The 16,910-nt window shown below is 70.9% G+C and carries 14 protein-coding genes; 11 read left to right on the forward strand and 3 right to left on the reverse strand.

Features of this window, described 5'->3' with window-relative positions:
• Positions 1-32: 32 nt before the first annotated feature.
• Both ACWZJV_RS12625 and pseI read left to right on the forward strand, forming a co-directional pair.
• Positions 33-572, forward strand: coding sequence for a GNAT family N-acetyltransferase (locus ACWZJV_RS12625; protein WP_457181686.1), 540 nt, complete (start codon positions 33-35; stop codon positions 570-572).
• Positions 572-1,627, forward strand: coding sequence for a pseudaminic acid synthase (gene pseI, locus ACWZJV_RS12630; protein WP_457181687.1), 1,056 nt, complete (start codon positions 572-574; stop codon positions 1,625-1,627). The genes ACWZJV_RS12625 and pseI overlap by 1 nt, the downstream gene beginning before the upstream one ends.
• Before the next feature lie 6 nt (positions 1,628-1,633).
• On the opposite strand, the gene ACWZJV_RS12635 is transcribed toward pseI, so the two are convergent.
• Entirely contained in the window at positions 1,634-2,686 is a 1,053-nt protein-coding gene (locus tag ACWZJV_RS12635; protein WP_457181688.1) for a PseG/SpsG family protein, read from the reverse strand.
• 120 nt (positions 2,687-2,806) lie between these two features.
• Between ACWZJV_RS12635 and pseB the strand changes: the two genes are divergently transcribed.
• The 4 genes from pseB to ACWZJV_RS12655 all read left to right on the forward strand — a co-directional run bounded on the left by pseB (position 2,807) and on the right by ACWZJV_RS12655 (position 6,898).
• A complete protein-coding gene (gene pseB, locus ACWZJV_RS12640) occupies positions 2,807-3,829 on the forward strand; it encodes a UDP-N-acetylglucosamine 4,6-dehydratase (inverting) (protein ID WP_008354908.1) in 1,023 nt (340 codons plus the stop codon).
• A 2-nt stretch (positions 3,830-3,831) separates the two neighbouring features.
• Positions 3,832-4,953 carry a DegT/DnrJ/EryC1/StrS family aminotransferase gene (locus ACWZJV_RS12645; RefSeq protein ID WP_457181689.1) on the forward strand — a complete coding sequence of 374 codons (1,122 nt, stop codon included), beginning with the start codon at positions 3,832-3,834 and terminating at the stop codon, positions 4,951-4,953.
• The gene (locus ACWZJV_RS12650) at positions 4,950-5,672 is read left to right on the forward strand and encodes a cytidylyltransferase domain-containing protein (protein WP_457181690.1); all 723 of its coding nucleotides are present in this window, start codon (positions 4,950-4,952) and stop codon (positions 5,670-5,672) included. Before ACWZJV_RS12645 ends, ACWZJV_RS12650 begins: the two co-directional genes overlap by 4 nt.
• Before the next feature lie 77 nt (positions 5,673-5,749).
• On the forward strand, positions 5,750-6,898 hold the full coding sequence (locus ACWZJV_RS12655; RefSeq protein ID WP_457181691.1) for a hypothetical protein: 1,149 nt from the start codon (positions 5,750-5,752) through the stop codon (positions 6,896-6,898).
• Positions 6,899-6,938: 40 nt separating this feature from the next.
• Here the strand turns inward: ACWZJV_RS12655 and ACWZJV_RS12660 are convergent, their stop codons facing one another.
• The gene (locus tag ACWZJV_RS12660) at positions 6,939-9,266 is read right to left on the reverse strand and encodes a hypothetical protein (RefSeq protein WP_457181692.1); all 2,328 of its coding nucleotides are present in this window, start codon (positions 9,264-9,266) and stop codon (positions 6,939-6,941) included.
• 73 nt (positions 9,267-9,339) lie between these two features.
• On the opposite strand from ACWZJV_RS12660, the gene ACWZJV_RS12665 reads away from it, so the two are divergent.
• From ACWZJV_RS12665 to ACWZJV_RS12685, 5 genes are read left to right on the forward strand one after another with little or no spacing between them, the layout of a single operon-like run.
• Entirely contained in the window at positions 9,340-10,338 is a 999-nt protein-coding gene (locus ACWZJV_RS12665) for a glycosyltransferase (RefSeq protein WP_457181693.1), read from the forward strand.
• Complete coding sequence (locus ACWZJV_RS12670; protein WP_457181694.1) at positions 10,335-11,339, forward strand: NAD-dependent epimerase/dehydratase family protein; 1,005 nt, start codon at positions 10,335-10,337, stop codon at positions 11,337-11,339. Before ACWZJV_RS12665 ends, ACWZJV_RS12670 begins: the two co-directional genes overlap by 4 nt.
• Positions 11,336-12,121, forward strand: coding sequence for a class I SAM-dependent methyltransferase (locus tag ACWZJV_RS12675; protein WP_457181695.1), 786 nt, complete (start codon positions 11,336-11,338; stop codon positions 12,119-12,121). The genes ACWZJV_RS12670 and ACWZJV_RS12675 overlap by 4 nt, the downstream gene beginning before the upstream one ends.
• A 3-nt stretch (positions 12,122-12,124) precedes the next feature.
• Positions 12,125-12,964, forward strand: a complete 840-nt coding sequence (locus ACWZJV_RS12680) for a hypothetical protein (RefSeq protein ID WP_457181696.1) — start codon at positions 12,125-12,127, stop codon at positions 12,962-12,964.
• On the forward strand, positions 12,961-14,595 hold the full coding sequence (locus ACWZJV_RS12685; protein WP_457181697.1) for a hypothetical protein: 1,635 nt from the start codon (positions 12,961-12,963) through the stop codon (positions 14,593-14,595). The genes ACWZJV_RS12680 and ACWZJV_RS12685 overlap by 4 nt, the downstream gene beginning before the upstream one ends.
• A gap of 23 nt (positions 14,596-14,618) precedes the next feature.
• Here the strand turns inward: ACWZJV_RS12685 and ACWZJV_RS12690 are convergent, their stop codons facing one another.
• A complete protein-coding gene (locus ACWZJV_RS12690) occupies positions 14,619-16,910 on the reverse strand; it encodes a glycosyltransferase (protein ID WP_457181698.1) in 2,292 nt (763 codons plus the stop codon).

Consider the following 16,910-nt stretch of genomic DNA (forward strand, 5'->3'; position numbering starts at 1 on the left):
GAGGGCGCATCCCATGACGTCCGAGGAGACCGATGTTACGACCGGCGACCGACGCCGACCTGACGAGCATGCTGACGTGGCGCAACCAGGACGCGAACCGGTCGGTGAGCATCAACCAGCATCTGATCACCGCCGAGGAGCACGCCGCCTGGTGGTCCCGGGTCGCCCAGGACCCCACCCGCCGGGTGCTGATGTTCGAGTACGCCGACCGCCCCCTCGGGGTGGTGACCTTCTTCGACCACGATCCCGTCGCCCGGTCCGCGTCCTGGGGGTTCTACCTCGACCACGACGGCACCACCGCCGACGGCACCGCGCTGCTGGCGTGGACCAAGGTGATGCGTGAGGCCGTGGCGTACGCCTTCGCCCCGGAGCCGGACGGCCTCGACCTCGACCTCCTCGAGGGCGAGGTGCTCCCCCACAACGAGTCCGTCCGCGCCATGAACCGCCGGCTCGGGTTCACCGAGGGCGAGCCCTACGATCAGACCGTCGACGGCGGCGTGGTGACCGCCATCCCGGTCAGCCTGCACCGCGACGACCGACCGACCCGACGACGTTCCGGCAAGGAGCAGTGATGACCCACCACGAGATCGCCGTGGGAGACCGCCTGATCGGTCCCGGGCACGAGCCGTTCGTGATCGCGGAGATGTCCGGCAACCACGGCGGCGACCTGGAGCGGGCGCTCGACATCGTCCGCGCCGCCGGCGAGGCCGGCGCGCACGCGCTCAAGATCCAGACCTACACCGCCGACACCATCACCCTGGACGTCGACACCCCCGCCTTCCGGCTCTCGGCCGACCACCCGCTGTGGCCCAACCGCCGCCTCCACGAGCTCTACGAGGAGGCGCACACCCCGTGGGAGTGGCACGAGCCGATCTTCGCGCTCGCCTCCGAGCTGGGCATGGTCCCCTTCTCCGCCGCCTTCGACCCGACCGCGGTCGACTTCCTGGTCAAGCTGGGCGTCCCGATGCTGAAGTCGGCCTCCTCCGAGATCACCGACCTGCCGCTGGTCCGGGCGATCGCCGAGACCGGGTTGCCGACGATCATCTCCACCGGCACCGCGACGCTCGCCGAGATCGACGCGGCGGTGCGTACGGCCCGGGCGACCGGCAACGACGACCTCGTCGTGCTGGCCTGCACGGCGTCCTACCCGGCTCCTCCGGAGGCCTCCAACCTCCGCGGGATCCCGGTGCTGCGCGACGGGCTCGACGTCGCTGTCGGCCTCTCCGACCACACGCTCGGCATCGGTGCCTCGGTCGCCGCCGTCGCCCTCGGCGCCTGCGTGATCGAAAAGCACATCACGCTCTCGCGCGAGGATGGTGCCGTCGACTCCGACTTCTCCCTGGAGCCGCACGAGTTCGCCTCGCTGGTCAGCGAGACCAGGATCGCCTGGCAGGCGCTCGGCGAGGCCCGGATCGGCCCGAAGTCGGCCGAGCGCGAGGGCCTGCGGTTCCGTCGTTCGCTCTTCGTCACCCGCGACGTACGCGCCGGGGAGAAGGTCGGGCCGGACAACGTACGCTCCGTCCGCCCTGCCGATGGGCTTCCGCCGGGCGACGTGGACATCGTCTTCGGCCGTTCCTTCACCCAGGACGTCCCGGCCGGCACGCCGCTGAGCTGGGACCTGGTCTAGATCGGTCTAGACGCGCTCGAGGGCCAGGAGGGCGTCGGCGACGCGCTCCGGCCCCCGGCCGTCGACCGTGGCCCAGCAGGCCGCGCGCAACCGCTCCCGCAGACGTACGTCGCCCAGGAGGTCACGCATCCGGGCGACCGCAGCCTCGGTATCGCCGTCGAGCTCGGCCAGGGTGGCGATCCCGACGGCCAGCCGGTCCTCGTCCATCCGGACGTACGCGTCCTGCTGGTTGTCGGCGACGCAGACGAACCCGACCGCAGCGCCGAGGCAGAAGAGCTCCCAGGCCGAGGTGCCGGCGGCGCTGAGCACCGCGTCGGCGTCGGCGACGAGCTCGGCCAGGGCGTCGGTCGGCCCGATCACGTGGACGGCCTGCCCCGGCGCCGGCTCGATGCCGGCGATCTCCTCGGCCAGCTCCGGGGTGGCCGCGATGGCGGTCAGCTCGACGGCGATGCCGGTGCGCACGACCAGGCGCACGACCCGCGGCGAGACCCCGAAGGCGTCCGTGCCACCGAAGAACGCCAGCACCCGCAGAGGCGTGTGCTCGTCGGCGGCGGCCTTGGGCACGCTCGGACGCTGCCGGACGATGTCGCGCCGCTGCTGGGCGTAGTCGAGCCCACCGAGATGCCGGGCCCCCTCGGGGAGCGTCCACGCGGAGGACTCCGCACCGAGGTTCTGGTCCAGGTAGAGGTCGGCGACCCGGCCACCGGGGTCGCCGTCGGTGAGCGCCAGCAGCGGCCAGCGTTGCCGCAGCTCGGCATAGACCGGGACCGGGAGGAGATAGGAGTCCACGACCACCGACGACGGCTCGATGCCGGCGAGCGCGTCGAGGACGTCGCGGAGATCGCCCGATCCCGGTGACGCGATCTCGATCCCACGCCGCCGCACCTGCTCGGCTGCCCACGGCACCTCGTCGAGGTCTGCGACCACCACCACGGGAACTCCGCGCGCGACGAGCTCCTCCCCGAGCGCCAGGCAGCGCATGACGTGCCCGATCCCGACCCCGGGGCCGGCGTCGCACACCATCGCCACCCGGAGACGCTCGTCGTCGGGCGATCCCATGGACATGTCTGTGCAACCCCCCGGATCCGTCCGTTTCTGGCGAACGGCATCTGTCACCTTTTGCGCGCCGTATCGTTGGCGCAGCAGATGAGGTCAAGACTAGAGAGCATCCCTGTGACCGTGCCGAATTCGGAAGTCCGAGAGTCCCCCGCCAACCATCCTCTCGATGGCGCCAGCATCCTGGTCACCGGCGGGACCGGCTCGTTCGGGAAGGCGTTCATCCGCAACGTCCTCGACAACCTCAACCCGAGGCGCGTGATCGTCTTCTCACGCGACGAGCTCAAGCAGTACGAGTGCCGCCAGCTGTTCGGCAACGACCCGAGGCTTCGCTGGTTCATCGGAGACATCCGCGACCGCGACCGGCTGCACCGGGCGCTCCACGACGTCGACTACGTCGTCCACGCCGCGGCGCTCAAGCAGGTCGACACCGGGGAGTACAACCCCTTCGAGTTCATCAAGACCAACGTCCTGGGTTCGCAGAACGTCGTCGAGGCCTCGATCGACGCCGGCGTCAAGAAGGTCGTCGCCCTCTCGACCGACAAGGCCTCCTCGCCGATCAACCTCTACGGCGCCACCAAGCTGACGGCCGACAAGATCTTCATCCTCGGCAACAACTACGCCGCCTCCTACGAGACCCGGTTCTCCGTGGTGCGCTACGGCAACGTGACCGGCTCGCGCGGGTCGATCATCCCGAGGTGGAAGGCGATGGCCGAGCGCGGTGAGCCGCTCGGGATCACCGACATGCGCTGCACCCGGTTCCTGATCACCCTGCCGCAGGCGGTGCAGATGGTGCTCGACACCTTCGAGCTCATGCAGGGCGGCGAGCTGCTCGTCCCGCACATCCCCTCCCACAAGGTCGTCGACCTGGCGAAGGCGGTCGCCCCCGACGCGACCTTCGTCGACATCGGCCTGCGCCCCGGCGAGAAGCTCCACGAGGAGATGATCAGCCCGGAGGAGGGCCGCCGGGCGGTCAGCATCCGCGACGGGAAGTACTACGTGATCGAGCCCGAGAACCCGCAGTGGGGCTACAAGCCGATCATGGACGCCGTGCCGGTTCCCGACGGCTTCCACTGCGCCTCGGACAAGAACGACATCTGGTACGACGCCGACGACCTCCGCGCGGTGCTGGAGTCGGGGATCTGAGCATGCTGCCTTACGGCCGCCAGTCGGTCTCCGAGGAGGACATCGAGGCCGTCACCGCGATCCTGCGCGGCGACTGGTTGACCACCGGGCCGACGGTCGACGCGTTCGAGCAGGCGCTCTCCGACCTGGTCGGTGGGCACCGGGCGGTCTCGTGCACCTCCGGCACCGCCGCCCTCCACATCGCCTATGCCGCCGCCGGCGTGGGTGCCGGCGACGAGGTCGTCACCACGCCGATGACGTTCGTCGCGACCGCGTCGGGGGCCTCGCTGCTCGGGGCGAAGGTCGTCTTCGCCGACGTCGAGGAGGACACCGCCCTCCTCGACCCGGCCGCCGTCGACGCCCTCGTCACGGACCGCACCAAGGTCGTGGCGGCCGTCGACTACGCGGGCCATCCGGCCGACTACGCCGCGCTGCAGCCGATCGCCGACCGGGTCGGAGCGCTGACCCTCGGCGACGCGGCCCACTCGATCGGTGGCTTCGCCGGCGGGCGCCCGGTCGGGGACCTGGCCGACCTGACCACGCTCTCGTTCTTCCCGACCAAGAACCTCACCACCGCCGAGGGCGGCGCCGTCGTCGCCAAGGACGCCGCCATCGCGCAGCGGGCCCACGAGTTCCACTTCGTGGGGCTGATGCGTGATGCCGACCGGTTCCGGATCAAGGACGAGGGGCCGTGGCACCAGGAGGTCCACGAGTTCGGGCTCAACTACCGGCTCACCGACCTGCAGTGCGCCTTCGGCCTCTCCCAGCTGAAGCGGCTGGCCGGGTTCAAGCAGCGGCGCGCGGAGATCACCGCCCGCTACAACAGCGCGCTCGCCGACGTCGACGGGCTGCGGCTGCCGGTGCAGCGCGAGGGCGTCGACCCGGCGTGGCACCTCTACCCGGTGCGGATCCTCGAGGACCGGCGCCGTGAGGTCTTCGAGAAGATGCGGGCATCCGGCATCGGCGTACAGGTCAACTACATCCCGGTCTACTGGCATCCGGTCTACGCCGACCTGGGCTACCGGCGCGGGATGTGCCCGAACGCGGAGGCGTTCTACGTCGAGGAGCTCTCCCTGCCGCTCTTCCCCGACCTGACCGACGACCAGGTCGACCAGGTCGTCGAGACCCTGATCGGCATCCTGTGAAGACCACCGTCATCACCCAGGCCCGGATGACCAGCACCCGCCTCCCCGGCAAGGTGCTGCGCGAGGCGGCCGGCGTCACCATGCTCGAGCACCACCTCACCCGGCTCACCGCGGCCGGGCTCGCGGTGATCGTCGCGACGACCACCAACGCCGACGACGATCCGGTCGCCGTCCTGGCCGACAAGCTCGGCGCGGCGGTGGTCCGGGGCAGCGAGCACGACGTGCTGTCCCGCTTCGCGCTGGCGGTGCGAGAGTTCGAGCCCGACGTCGTCGTCCGGGTGACCAGCGACTGCCCCCTGATCGACGGCGATGTCGTACGCCGCGGGGTGGACGCCTGGGTGGCCGCCGGTGACCCCGCGCTCTATGCCAGCAACGCCCTGGAGCGCACCTACCCGCGAGGGCTCGACTTCGAGGTCTTCTCCGCGGAGGCGCTGCTGGAGGCCGACCGGAACGCCACCGAGACTCCCCACCGCGAGCACGTCACCCCGTGGCTCTACACCGACAGCGCCCGGCCCAAGCTCAACCTGCCGTGGGAGCGGGACGCCTCGGCGTACCGGATCACGCTCGACACCCCCGAGGACATGCAGCTCCTGCGGATCCTTATCGAGGAGCACGACGCGCATCGTCTCGACGCCGCCGGCCTCGTCGCGCTCCTGGAGGCTCATCCCGAGCTGGTCGAGATCAACGCCCAGATCGAGCAGAAGAAGCTCGGTCAGTGAGCCTCGGCCAGTAGGATTCGTGACCACGCGGGACGTCGCGCCGCACCCCATCCCAGCAGCGACAATTGGAGCGTTGCATGCAGAAGACTCTGATCGTCCATTCCGGCACCTTCAAGACCGGGAGCACGGCGATCCAGTCCTTCCTCGCCCGCGCCAACAAGGAGGGGACCCTCCCGCCCGAGGTGGTCTACCCCACCATCGGCCGTGGCGAGCACAGCATCCAGCACCAGAACCTCTACTCCCAGCTGGTCGGCGAGGTGCTTTTCATGCCGGCCCTCGGCACCTGGGAGCAGCTCGTCGAGTCGATCGCCTCGGGCAGCGCCGAGACCACCGTGATCTCGTGCGAGTCGTTCTCGCTGCTCACGCCCGAGCACATCAGCGCGATCGGTGAGTACGCGCGCCAGGCCGGCGCGCAGGTCCGTTGGGTCCACTACGTCCGCGACCAGGCCACGTTCTACAACGCCTTCTACGTCGAGCGGCTGATGGTGATGCGACCGGAGCACGCCGAGCTGGTCGATCTCCCCTTCGAGGAGTTCCGCGAGTGGTCACCGCTCGACATGAGCTTCCTCCACTACGGACAGTTCGCCGAGACCATCACCACCGCCATCCCCGACGTCGACCTCCGGCTGCGTCCCTTCATCCGCAAGGAGCTCCGCGACGGCAACGCCGTCGCGGACTTCTTCAGCACGTGCGAACTCCCGATCAAGGCCACCGGGGCCGCCTCGAGCAACGTCGGCTCCGGCTGGCGGACCGTCGAGACCGCACGGCACCTGGCTCCGATCGTGGCGGCCGCCCCGATGCGGGGCCGGCTCCGCGGCGCCGACTCCTGGAAGGCCACCCGGCTGCGGTGGATCCAGATGATCCGTGGCGACTTCGTCACCCTGACCACCCAGCTCGGGTGGAACAACACCAGCGCGGTCTACATGACCCCCGAGTTCCGCCAGGAGCTCCTCGACGACTACCGCGAGGACAACCTCCTCATCGGCAAGCTCGGCGGCTTCGACTTCGCCGAGATGATCGAGCGGAGCACCTTCCCCGACTACAACATCGGCGACTACTCCGAGATCCCGGGCGATGAGGTGTTGCAGGTCGTGAAGCTGGTCATGCAGGGCCTGCACACGATCCCGGAGGAGATCCAGGAGGAGGTCGAAGCCGCCCGCGCCCGCAGGAGGGAAGCGGAGGCGGCCCGACAGCGGGGCCGGCTGCGTCGCCTCCTGCGCCGTTGACCGGCGTGGCCGGCGCGATCGGCGTGACCGGCGTCACCGGTCAGCGCAGGTCGAACACGGAGTAGAGCCCGCCCTTGAAGCGCGGCTGGCCGAGCTCGCGGCGGATGCCGGGGAGGTCGGCCAGGTAGCGGCGGTCGACGACGAGCCAGTCGACCCCGTACTCGTCACGCAGCGTGCCGATCGTCTCCGGTGACGGACGCGTGATGGCCGCGTCGTTGGCCTCGAGCAGCTGCGGGTCCCAGAAGGGCAGGTGGGCGGAGTTGTTGAGGTCCGTGGACGGCTGCCCGACCACCGTCGGGTCGATGTAGGCCCACCCCTCCACCAGGACCCGCCGCTCGGCATAGCCCGCGATCCAGAAGTTCCGACGGTCGCAGTCGGGCACGGGCAGCCCGATGCAGTGCGCGTTGGTCGCGATCAGCTCGTCCGGCTGCGAGTGCTCGCGGACGAACCGTGCGGCGGCGACGCCACCCGGGCCGATGATGTCCGTGGCGGGAGCCTTGGGAAGCCAGGGGCCGGCGACCGCGAGCGCGGTGGTCTGCGGTGCGCCGGCGAGCACGACTCCCAGCATCAGCGCCACGACCGCGGGGATCGCCGCGACCGTCGTGCGCTTGGCGTACAGCAGCACGAGGACGACCGCGACGGCGAGCACCAGCAGCCCGATGGCGAGCTGGGTCAGCAACGTCGGCGTGAAGACCGAGCCGGTGGCCGGCATCTTGCCGCCCACGATCAGCCTCACGGCCACGAGCGCGAGCCAGCCCAGAGCGGCGCAGCCGAGGATCCGCACGACGTCGCGCCGCGACAGGTCGACGGGGAGGAGGTCCGAGAGCGCGACGGCGGTGGCCACGGCGAAGAACCCGGCGGCGCCCAGGAGGAAGTAGGCCTGGCTCAGCGCCGGGTGGCTCAGGACCATCAACGCACCGGCCCCGGCGGCCCACGGGCCGATCAGGAACACGACGTCGGGACGGCGCCAGCCGCCGCGCACCAGGCCGATGATCAGCGGCACGGCACCGAGGACGAATCCGACGGTGAAGCAGATCCAGATCGACACCGGCGCTGACCCGGGGAGGGTCTCCCCCTCCGGCAGCATCAGGATGCCCAGCCGTTGGACGGTGCTTCCGTTGAGATCGATCGTCGTCGCCCGGGTGCCGCCGCCGTAGAACACCTGCTGCGCGACCAGGAAGACGGCGACGGCCGACCCGAACAGGACCGCGAGCGTGCGGACCGCCTGCCAGCGGCGCAGCACGGCCGCGACCACGAGCGCGAGGAGCAGGGCGGCGATCACCGTCGGCAGGGCGGACGACTTCGCGCCGGCCACCGCGACCATGACGACCACCGTCAGCAGCCACGGCCGCCACCGCCACCGCTCACGCCGAATCATCTCGACGACCAGCACCATCAGGACCATCTGGAGCGGCATCACGAACGCGTGCGTCGGGCTGTAGAACGCGCGGGTGACGGAGTCGAGGGCCAGCTGTGCGGGGCTGACCAGGCTCGTCCAGCCGAAGAAGTCCGGAGTGGCACCCATGGCGAGCACGAGGGCAGCGACGAACCCGGTCCACTTCCGTCCCGTGAGGCGTGTGGCCGCTGCGTACGCTCCGCCGACGGTGAGCAGCACGAGCAACGCGATCGACAGGCTGCGCAGGAGCACGATGAGCTCGATGTGGGTGACCGTCGCCGCCGACGCCAGGTGGACGTAGACCAGCCAGTGATAGAAGAGCGGGGTGCCCTCGACCCACGGCATCTGGCCGGGAAAGTGGTGCAGCAGGTCGCCGGCGATGGCGAGGTGGAAGGGCTCGTCGACGTACGGCGCCCGCAGCGCGTCGAGCGGCCTGTAGGACCACATCTGGTTCGTGACCAGGAGAACCTGCACGCACGCCACCGCCGCTCCGGCCCAGGACCACAGGTGCGCCCGTCCGACCACGACCCGTCTGACCACGACCGGACCGACCCGTCGACGTCGCCGGGCGACGACCAGCGTCACGACGAGCACCGCGACCGGGTAGCCGTAGATCAGCGAGGGGAGGTCGATCGCTCGCAGCAGCACGTAGAGCGGGGCCTCGAGGACGAACCCGAGGATGGTGCCGAGCACCAGATCGTTGCCGAGGCCCGGCCCCGGCTTCGCGACCGCTCGCCACACCACCGTGCCGGGGAACGTGAGGAACGCCAGGACGTACCCGGTGAAGAGGAGGGCGTCGCCGAGAGCGACGCCGGCCACGACCATCGCGAGGACGAGGGTCAGGCCCACGACGAGCACCCCGGGGAGCAGACCGGACCACGTCCCTCCCGAGAGCGCACGGCCCGAGAACGTGCGGTCCGAGGAGGGCTTTGCGTCAGGTGCGACGCCCACGGTTGCCGGGTCTGCAGTCACGCGGGCGATCATGCCAACAAAACGCCTACATGGAGTACACCCAAGACCCTCCGGATGCGCTATTTTCCTAGCGATGTCCCTCACCCACACCGTCTCCGTCGTCATCCCGGTCTACCGGGGCGCCGAGACGCTTCCGGACGTGGTGAGCGAGATCGTCGATCTCGCCGAACCGTTCGTGACCCCGGACGGGCACCAGGGACGCGTCACCGAGATCCTCCTGGTCCACGACCACGGCCCGGACGCCTCCGATCTCGCCATGCGACAGCTCGCCGAGAAGTACGACATCGTTCGGCCGATCTGGCTGAGCCGCAACTTCGGCCAGCACGCCGCGACCCTCGCCGGCCTGGCCTCGTCGGGATCGGACTGGATCGTCACGATGGACGAGGACGGCCAGCACGACCCGGCGTACATCCGGCCGATGCTCGACACCGCGCTCCGGGAGCGGGCCGCCCTCGTCTACGCCCGCCCCACCAACGCGGCACCCCACGGTCCGCTGCGCAACCTGACGTCGCGCGGCTCGAAGGTCGTCATCGACCGCCTGATGCCCGGTGGCAGCGCCCGGCAGTTCAACAGCTTCCGCCTGATCCTCGGCGAGTACGGCCGCAGCGTGTCCGCCTACGCCGCCAACGGGGTCTACCTCGACGTCGCCCTGAGCTGGGTGATTTCGGACGTGGCGACCTGCCCGGTGGAGCTGCGCGAGGAGGGTGAGCGACCCTCCGGCTACAACTACCGCTCCCTGATGTCGCACTTCTGGCGGATGGTGCTCACCGGCGGCACCCGGCTGCTGCGTGCGGTCAGCATCTGCGGAGCCCTGCTCGCCGCCTCCGGCATCGTGCTCGCGGTCGCCCTGGTCGTCGCCCGCCTCGCCGGCGGGGTCCCGGTGCAGGGCTGGACCTCGCTGATGGCGGCCGTCCTGGTCTGCTCCGGCGCCATCATGCTCACCCTCGGCGTGATCGCGGAATACCTCGGTGTCTCCGTCAACATGGCCATGGGCAAGCCGCTCTACGTCATCGTCAGCGACCCCGCGAACGGCCCGCTTCGCGAGGGACCCCGGCCCGGTCGCCCCGAGTGACCGGCGCCGTCAGCCCGTCCGGACCGCCCACGCTCGTCGTCGGTGGCGGCGGTCTGCTCGGCCGCCACGTACGCACCGCGTTCGAGCGCTCCGGGGCGCCGGTCCGCACGGCGAGCGTGCCCTGGCACGACCCGATCGCCGCCCGCGCCGTCCTGAGGTCCGAGCTCGCCGCCTTCCTCGGCTCCGCGCCGGACGGCCGCGTCAACATCGCCTGGTGCGCCGGCGCGGGCTTCGTGGCCACCCCGGCGGACGAGCTCGAGACCGAGGTGTCGCTCTTCCGCGACGTGCTCGCCGACCTGCGCGCGGCGCTGCGGCCCGCCACCCAGCTCGCGTTCTTCTTCGCGTCCTCCGCCGGCGGCGTCTACGCCGGTTCGGCCGATCCCCCGTTCACCGAGCTCTCCGAGGCTCGCCCGCTGGTGGCGTACGGCAGGGCCAAGCTGGCCATGGAAGAGGCACTGACCGCGTTCTGCGCCGAGACCGGGTCGGTGGCGCTGCTCGGCCGGATCACCAACCTCTACGGGCCCGGCCAGAAGCTCTCCAAGCCCCAGGGCCTGGTTTCTCAGCTGTGCCTGGCCCAGCTGCGCGGCACGCCACTGCCGGTCTGGGTCTCCTTCGACACCATCCGGGACTATCTCTATGTCGGCGACTGCGCGGAGATGGTCGTCGAGGCCCTCGACGGGCTCCACGAGCAGGTCGAGCGTGCCGGATCGAACGCCGTCGTCAAGATCCTCGCCACCGGCAATGGGGTGACCCTCGCGGCGGTCATCGGAGAGATCAACCGGGTCTTCCGACGACGGGCGAGGCTGCGCATCCCGGGAGCCGGCACGCCCGGCCAGGTGCGCGACCTGCGCGTCCGCAGCGTCGTGTGGCCGGAGCTCGACCAACGGACGCAAACGCCCTTCGCCGTTGGCGTGCGTCGCATCGCCGATGAGATCGCACTGGCCTACTCTGCTGCTACCTCCGCACTTCCGACCCACGTGAGCGAGATCTCCATCCGATGACCGACATGGGCATGCTGCTCGGCACCAGGTCCGGCGGCTCTCCCTCGATCGCCCAGAGCGACTACTGGTGGTACCGGGCGCGCACCCGCATCCTCGAGACCGTCATGAAGCCGTACGTCGGGGCGCCACGCCGCCTCCTCGACGTCGGCAGCGCCGACGGGCCGAGCGTCACCTGGCTCCGGGGCACGGCCGAGCACCACGTCTCGCTGGACGTCGACCCGCGTGGCCTCGCCGACGGCGGCGTGTGCGGCTCCGCGACCGGACTGCCGTTCGCCGACGGCTCCTTCGACGTGGTCGCGGCCTTCGACGTCATCGAGCACTGCGAGCTCGAGGCGACCGCCCTCGCCGAGATCCAGCGCGTGCTCGCCCCCGGCGGCCGGCTGCTCATGTCGGTGCCGGCGTACAACTGGGCCTGGACCAGCCACGACGACCACAACCACCACCACCGGCGCTACACCCGGCGGCGGGCGGTGGCGGCGGTCAGGGCCGCCGGGCTTTCGCCGGTGCGTGCGACGTACGGCTTCGCGGGTACGTTCCCCATGTTCGCCGCTCAGCGCCTGGTCACCCGGCTCAAGGAGCGCGGTGGAGCCGGCGCCCGGCAGCTTCCCGACGGCGGCGTCGCACCGCTCCCCGAGGTCTCCCCCGGGGTCGAGAAGGTGCTGCTCGGCGCCACCCGCATCGACGAGCGCCTGCTGCCCCGGCTCGACCTGCCGTTCGGGTCCTCGGTGCTCGTGGTCGCGGTCAAGACCGACCGAATCCGTTCGCTACCTCTCGGAGACTGAGACTTGGACACGAGCAACCACTGGTACGGACACGCGCACATCCTCTCGGAGTACTGCGGCCTCCCGTTCGAGGAGCCGCGTCCGATCTGGGGGGTGCTCCAGCACGGCTGGAACCTCCTGCACGGCTTCGGCCCGGGCCACGCGCCGCCCTACGGCTTCCCCAAGTTCGTCTGGTCCCACGCGAACCTGCGCCGCGGTCAGGCGGCCGGCTGGCGCGACTACGCGGTGATCGGCGCCCCGTGGAACTACCTGCTCGAGCTCAAGAAGGACGTCGAGCCCATCCCGCCGGCCGACGAGCGTGAGGGCACGATCTTCTACCCGTTCCACACCTGGGACCATGGCGAGGTCAGCGGCGACCACGACCGGCTGATCGCGGAGATCCGAGACACCGAGGACGGCCCGGTGACCGTCTGTCTCTACTGGATCGAGTACGACATGCCGGAGATCCGCCGCCGCTACGAGGACGCCGGCTTCCGGGTCATCTGCCACGGCAAGCGAGGCACGCTGCGCCAGGGCACGGACATCCGCTTCCTCCACAAGCAGTACGCGGAGCAGCTCCGCCACCGCCGGGTCGCATCGAACCGGCTGACCACGGCGATCTTCTACGGTGCGTCCGTCGGTGCCGAGGTCGCGGTCTACGGCGACCCGATGACCTTCGCCGACGTCCGGGACGCCAGCGTCCGGGACGGGAACGAGCAGGCCAGGCGTCTGTTCCCCGAGTTCCACGGGGTGGAGACCGACGCAGAGGAAGTACGCGCCACGACCGTGCGCGAGCTCGGGCTGGATGCGATGGCATCGCCTGCTGAGCTGCGCGCGCTCTTCGGATGGGAGATCACTGCATGAACGACATCGACACGGCTGCGAAGACCGCGACCTACAGCGTCGTCCCCGGCGACATGTACGACTGGTCCGACCTGGCCGGGACCCGACCGCTCCCCCGCGGACCGGTCCTGACCCGGTTCGCCGTGGCGACGGCGAGCGGAGCGTCCCACCTGCTCGTCGTCGGCCCGCACGACCTCGACCTGCTCGACGCGGCCGTCGACGCAGCCGCGACGACCACGGTCGTGGTGCGCACGCACGCCGACGCCGACCTCGTCTCCGAGCGGTACGCCGCCAGGTCCGTGGACGTCGTCTGCGGTGACCTGCGGGCGTGGACCCCCGATCGGCCGGTCGACGCCGTGCTGGCGCTGGACGGGCTCGGCCGGGTCGCGACGATCGACGCCGACCCCGCGGACTGGCAGGCGATCGCCGAGCACCTCGCCGGCATCGCACCGGGCGGCTCTCGCCTGGCGCTGGTCGTGCCCAACCCGGGATCGCCGCTCGCCCAGCTCAGGGCCGTCACCCCCGAGGCCTCCGACGACAACGCCGACTGGTCGTTCCCCGTCCACGATCGCGGGAACCCGCCGAGCCTCGCGGACGCGAGCGCACGGTTCGCAGGTCGCGGATACACGCTGTGGCCCGACGTCGACTCCCCGACCCTGGCCGCGGCTCCCGAGGCCTGCTCGGTGGCGCTCGCGGTCGCTCACGGCCGCCCCGCCGACACCCCCACGCTGCGTGAGCTCCAGCCGGCGCTGGGCCAGACGCTGGACACGCTGGGAGCCGCGGCGGCTGCCGGTGGCTGGCTGGTCGCGCGCGGTCTCGCCCCGGTGCCGTCCGTCCTCGGTGTCGACCGGACCGGTGACGAGACGTCCTGGACGGCTGCCGACCGGTCCTGGCTGATCGAGGCCATGCGCGACTCCGCCCGCCGGGACGCGTCCGGCCTACGCGATCACGTACGCCGGCTGCGCGACGCCGTGGCCGGCGCTCCCGAACGATGGTGCGGTCTTCAGGTCGACGAGATCGGCCTCGACGCCGACCAGGTCGTCCCCGTCCACGAGTCGACGGTGAAGCTCGGCGAGTCCGCCGACGAGATCCTGCTGGGGCTGCTGGACGAGCTCGCCGCGTACCTCTGCGTGGCGGGGTGGCGTCACCCCTGGCCGGCCGGCCGCGGCCGGGACGAGCTCGCCGTCCTGCTCGCGGCGACCGTCGATCTCTCGGTGACCCCGGCGGAGATCCGCCGAGTGCGTCAGCGGCGTGAGTCCTCGCTCTCGTCGAACGGCATGGCACCCGTGGTCGCGGGCCGGCAGGCGCCGCAGGACGCCGACCCGAGCGAGCTGCGGAAGCTGATGGCCGAGAACGAGGCGCTGCGCGGTCAGGTGACCTGGTTCAAGCAGCAGATGCGGCAGCGTCAGACGATGACCCACGAGGTTCGCACGGCGGCCCGGCGCGACGTCACGGCCCTGAACAGTCGCATCAAGGAGCTGGAGGACCAGCTGAGCGCTCGTCAGGCCACGTCCATGAACCGGGTCGCCCGGCGCGCGACCGCCGTCCCCGGGCGGGCGCGGGCCGGTTTCGGACGCGTCCCCGGGGCCCGGCGCGCGGCCCGTGTGCTCAGAAGGGTTCGCGCCGCGCTCCGACGCCTGGCCAGGCGCTAGCGCCACGACCAGGCGTCAGCCGGTCACGCGGTCGGCGTGACCGGCGCGAGCCGCAGGTGGATCTCGTCCGACCAGCCGAACTCGAGCTTCGCCGCCTCGTTCGCGGCGGGCTGAGGCACCCGTTCGCTGAGCTCGCGGGCCACCACGATCGGCTTGTGCTCGCGGCCGTCCAGCAGCGACCACGGCGCCGTCTCGCAGGCACCGTGCTCGATCGCCGTGCTCCGCAACGTACCGGCGGGCACGGTGATCAGGAAGACCCCGTCGCGGTCGACCACGTCCAGGGGGACGTCGAGCGGCTTCTCCGGGGTCGGCCAGGTGCGGAGCACGACACCGGTCGACTCCAGCCGGGGACCGTCCGGGCCACGCAGGATCAGATCCTCACCCTGCCACCAGGCGTCGTGCACGACCGGGCGGTCGGGCGTCGCGGTGATGACGAACGAGCCGTTCGGGTCGCGGGTGGCGTTCACCGCCCGCCCCTTCATCAGCGATCGCGAACCGAGGAAGTCCGGGTGCACCGGCAGCGGAGACGTACGTCCCTTCCGGGTCAGCTTCACCCGGGTCGGCACGATCTCCTCCATGGGCATGTCCAGCCCGGACCGCTCGAGAACGGCGCCGACGGGCACCGTCACCCGCCACGGGGTGATGCCCCGCTCGCCGCGTTCGCCGATCGTCAACGGGTGGGTCACCACCGAGCCACCGCGACCCGTGAGCGTCAGCTCCGCGCTCGCAGGAGCAGCGCCCCGGAACGCACCCCGGATCTCGATCTCGTCGCCGAGGTCGGTGGCATGGTCCACCCAGGCGTCCGGAAGGTCGCGAACGGTGACCCCGAAGCCCCCGGGGAGGCGTCCCGGGCGACACCAGCGGTTGCCGATGCGGCGCCAGCCCTGCCACCGCTCCCGCCCGTCGCCCGACGTCGTCACCTGGATCACGTCGCGGAGATCGCGGTTGCGGATCCCGATCATGAGGCGCCACTGGCGATCGCCCGCCAGGCGCGAGGGATCGATGCTCAGCTCGAGCGTGGACCTGTCCACCTGGCCGAACGCGATCGCCCGCGGCCGGGCGACATGATCCACCGGAACCCTGACGCCGGCCGGACTCTCCAGCCACACCTTGAAGCGCGTACGCGGCGCGAGCGCGAGGGTGTTGGCACCGATGTTGACCCGGACCTCGATCCGGGAGCCGCTCCACCAGGCCTCGGTCGCCACGGCCTTGGCCTTCATGTAGGCCGGAGACAGGCGGAACACCGAGTCGGGGACGCCGACAGCAGCGTCCCCGAAGGACGGGAGCTTCGCGTACCAGCCGTCCCGGCGACGGGCGAGCGGCGCCTGGGTGCCGTACTCGGCCCGGTAGCGGGTCAGCGCCGTCAGCGCGTCCCGCTGACGGCGCCGCAGCAGGTCGAACACGAGTCGCTCGAACGGGCCCTGCCGATCGAGGATCCGATCGTCGATGCGCGCCAGGTAGCGCCCGGCGAGGTCGAAGATGCGTCCGGCCTCCTCGGCCGGATGGTCCTCGATGGATCGGGCGAGCACCTGGACGTCGGTCGCGGTGAGGTGCGACTTCACCAGGTCGGAGAGGTAGGGAGCCTGCTCCTCGACCATGTCGAAGAGCATCTCGGCGGAACGTACGCGGTCCTCGAGGTTGTCCAGATGCCAGTGGCTCTGGGTGATCGACGCCTCGCCACCGTCGCGCTGCCGCCAGTAGTAGACGGGGTCGGCGAGGATGTCGACCTGTCGGGCGCGGATGTGGGCGGCGAGGGCGACCGGGTAGTCCTCGTAGAGCATGTCCGGATAGCTGAGACCGGCCGAGTCCCAGAAGTCGCGCCGGTACACCTTGTTCCAGATGTAGCGATCGATGCCCAGGATGTGGGTGCGACTGCAGTGTGTCGACTTCCGGGCGGTGACGAACGGGCGGCGGTGGGACCACGACTGCCAGACCGACACCGAGTCGAAGCGGCGAGCGTTGCCCGCGACGAAGTCCGAACCCGTCTCGGCCAACGTGTCGGTCATCAGCTCGTAGGCATACTCCGGGACGTAGTCGTCGGCATCGACGAACGCGAGCAGGTCACCCCGGCTGTTCTCGACGCCGATGTTCCGCGCGACGCCGACACCGACCTTCGGCGTACGGACCACCCGGAACCGGGGGTCGATCGAGGCGAACCGCTCCGCGACCTCCGCGGACCCGTCGGTGGACGCGTCGTCGACCATGACCACCTCGAAGTCCGAGAAGGTCTGGGTGCGGAGCGATTCCAAGCAGGTCTGGAAGTAGGGCGCCACGTTGTGGAACGGGATGACGATGCTCAGGGCAGCCTGCGACAT

The sequence above is a fragment of the Nocardioides sp. WG-D5 genome (assembly GCF_054031175.1).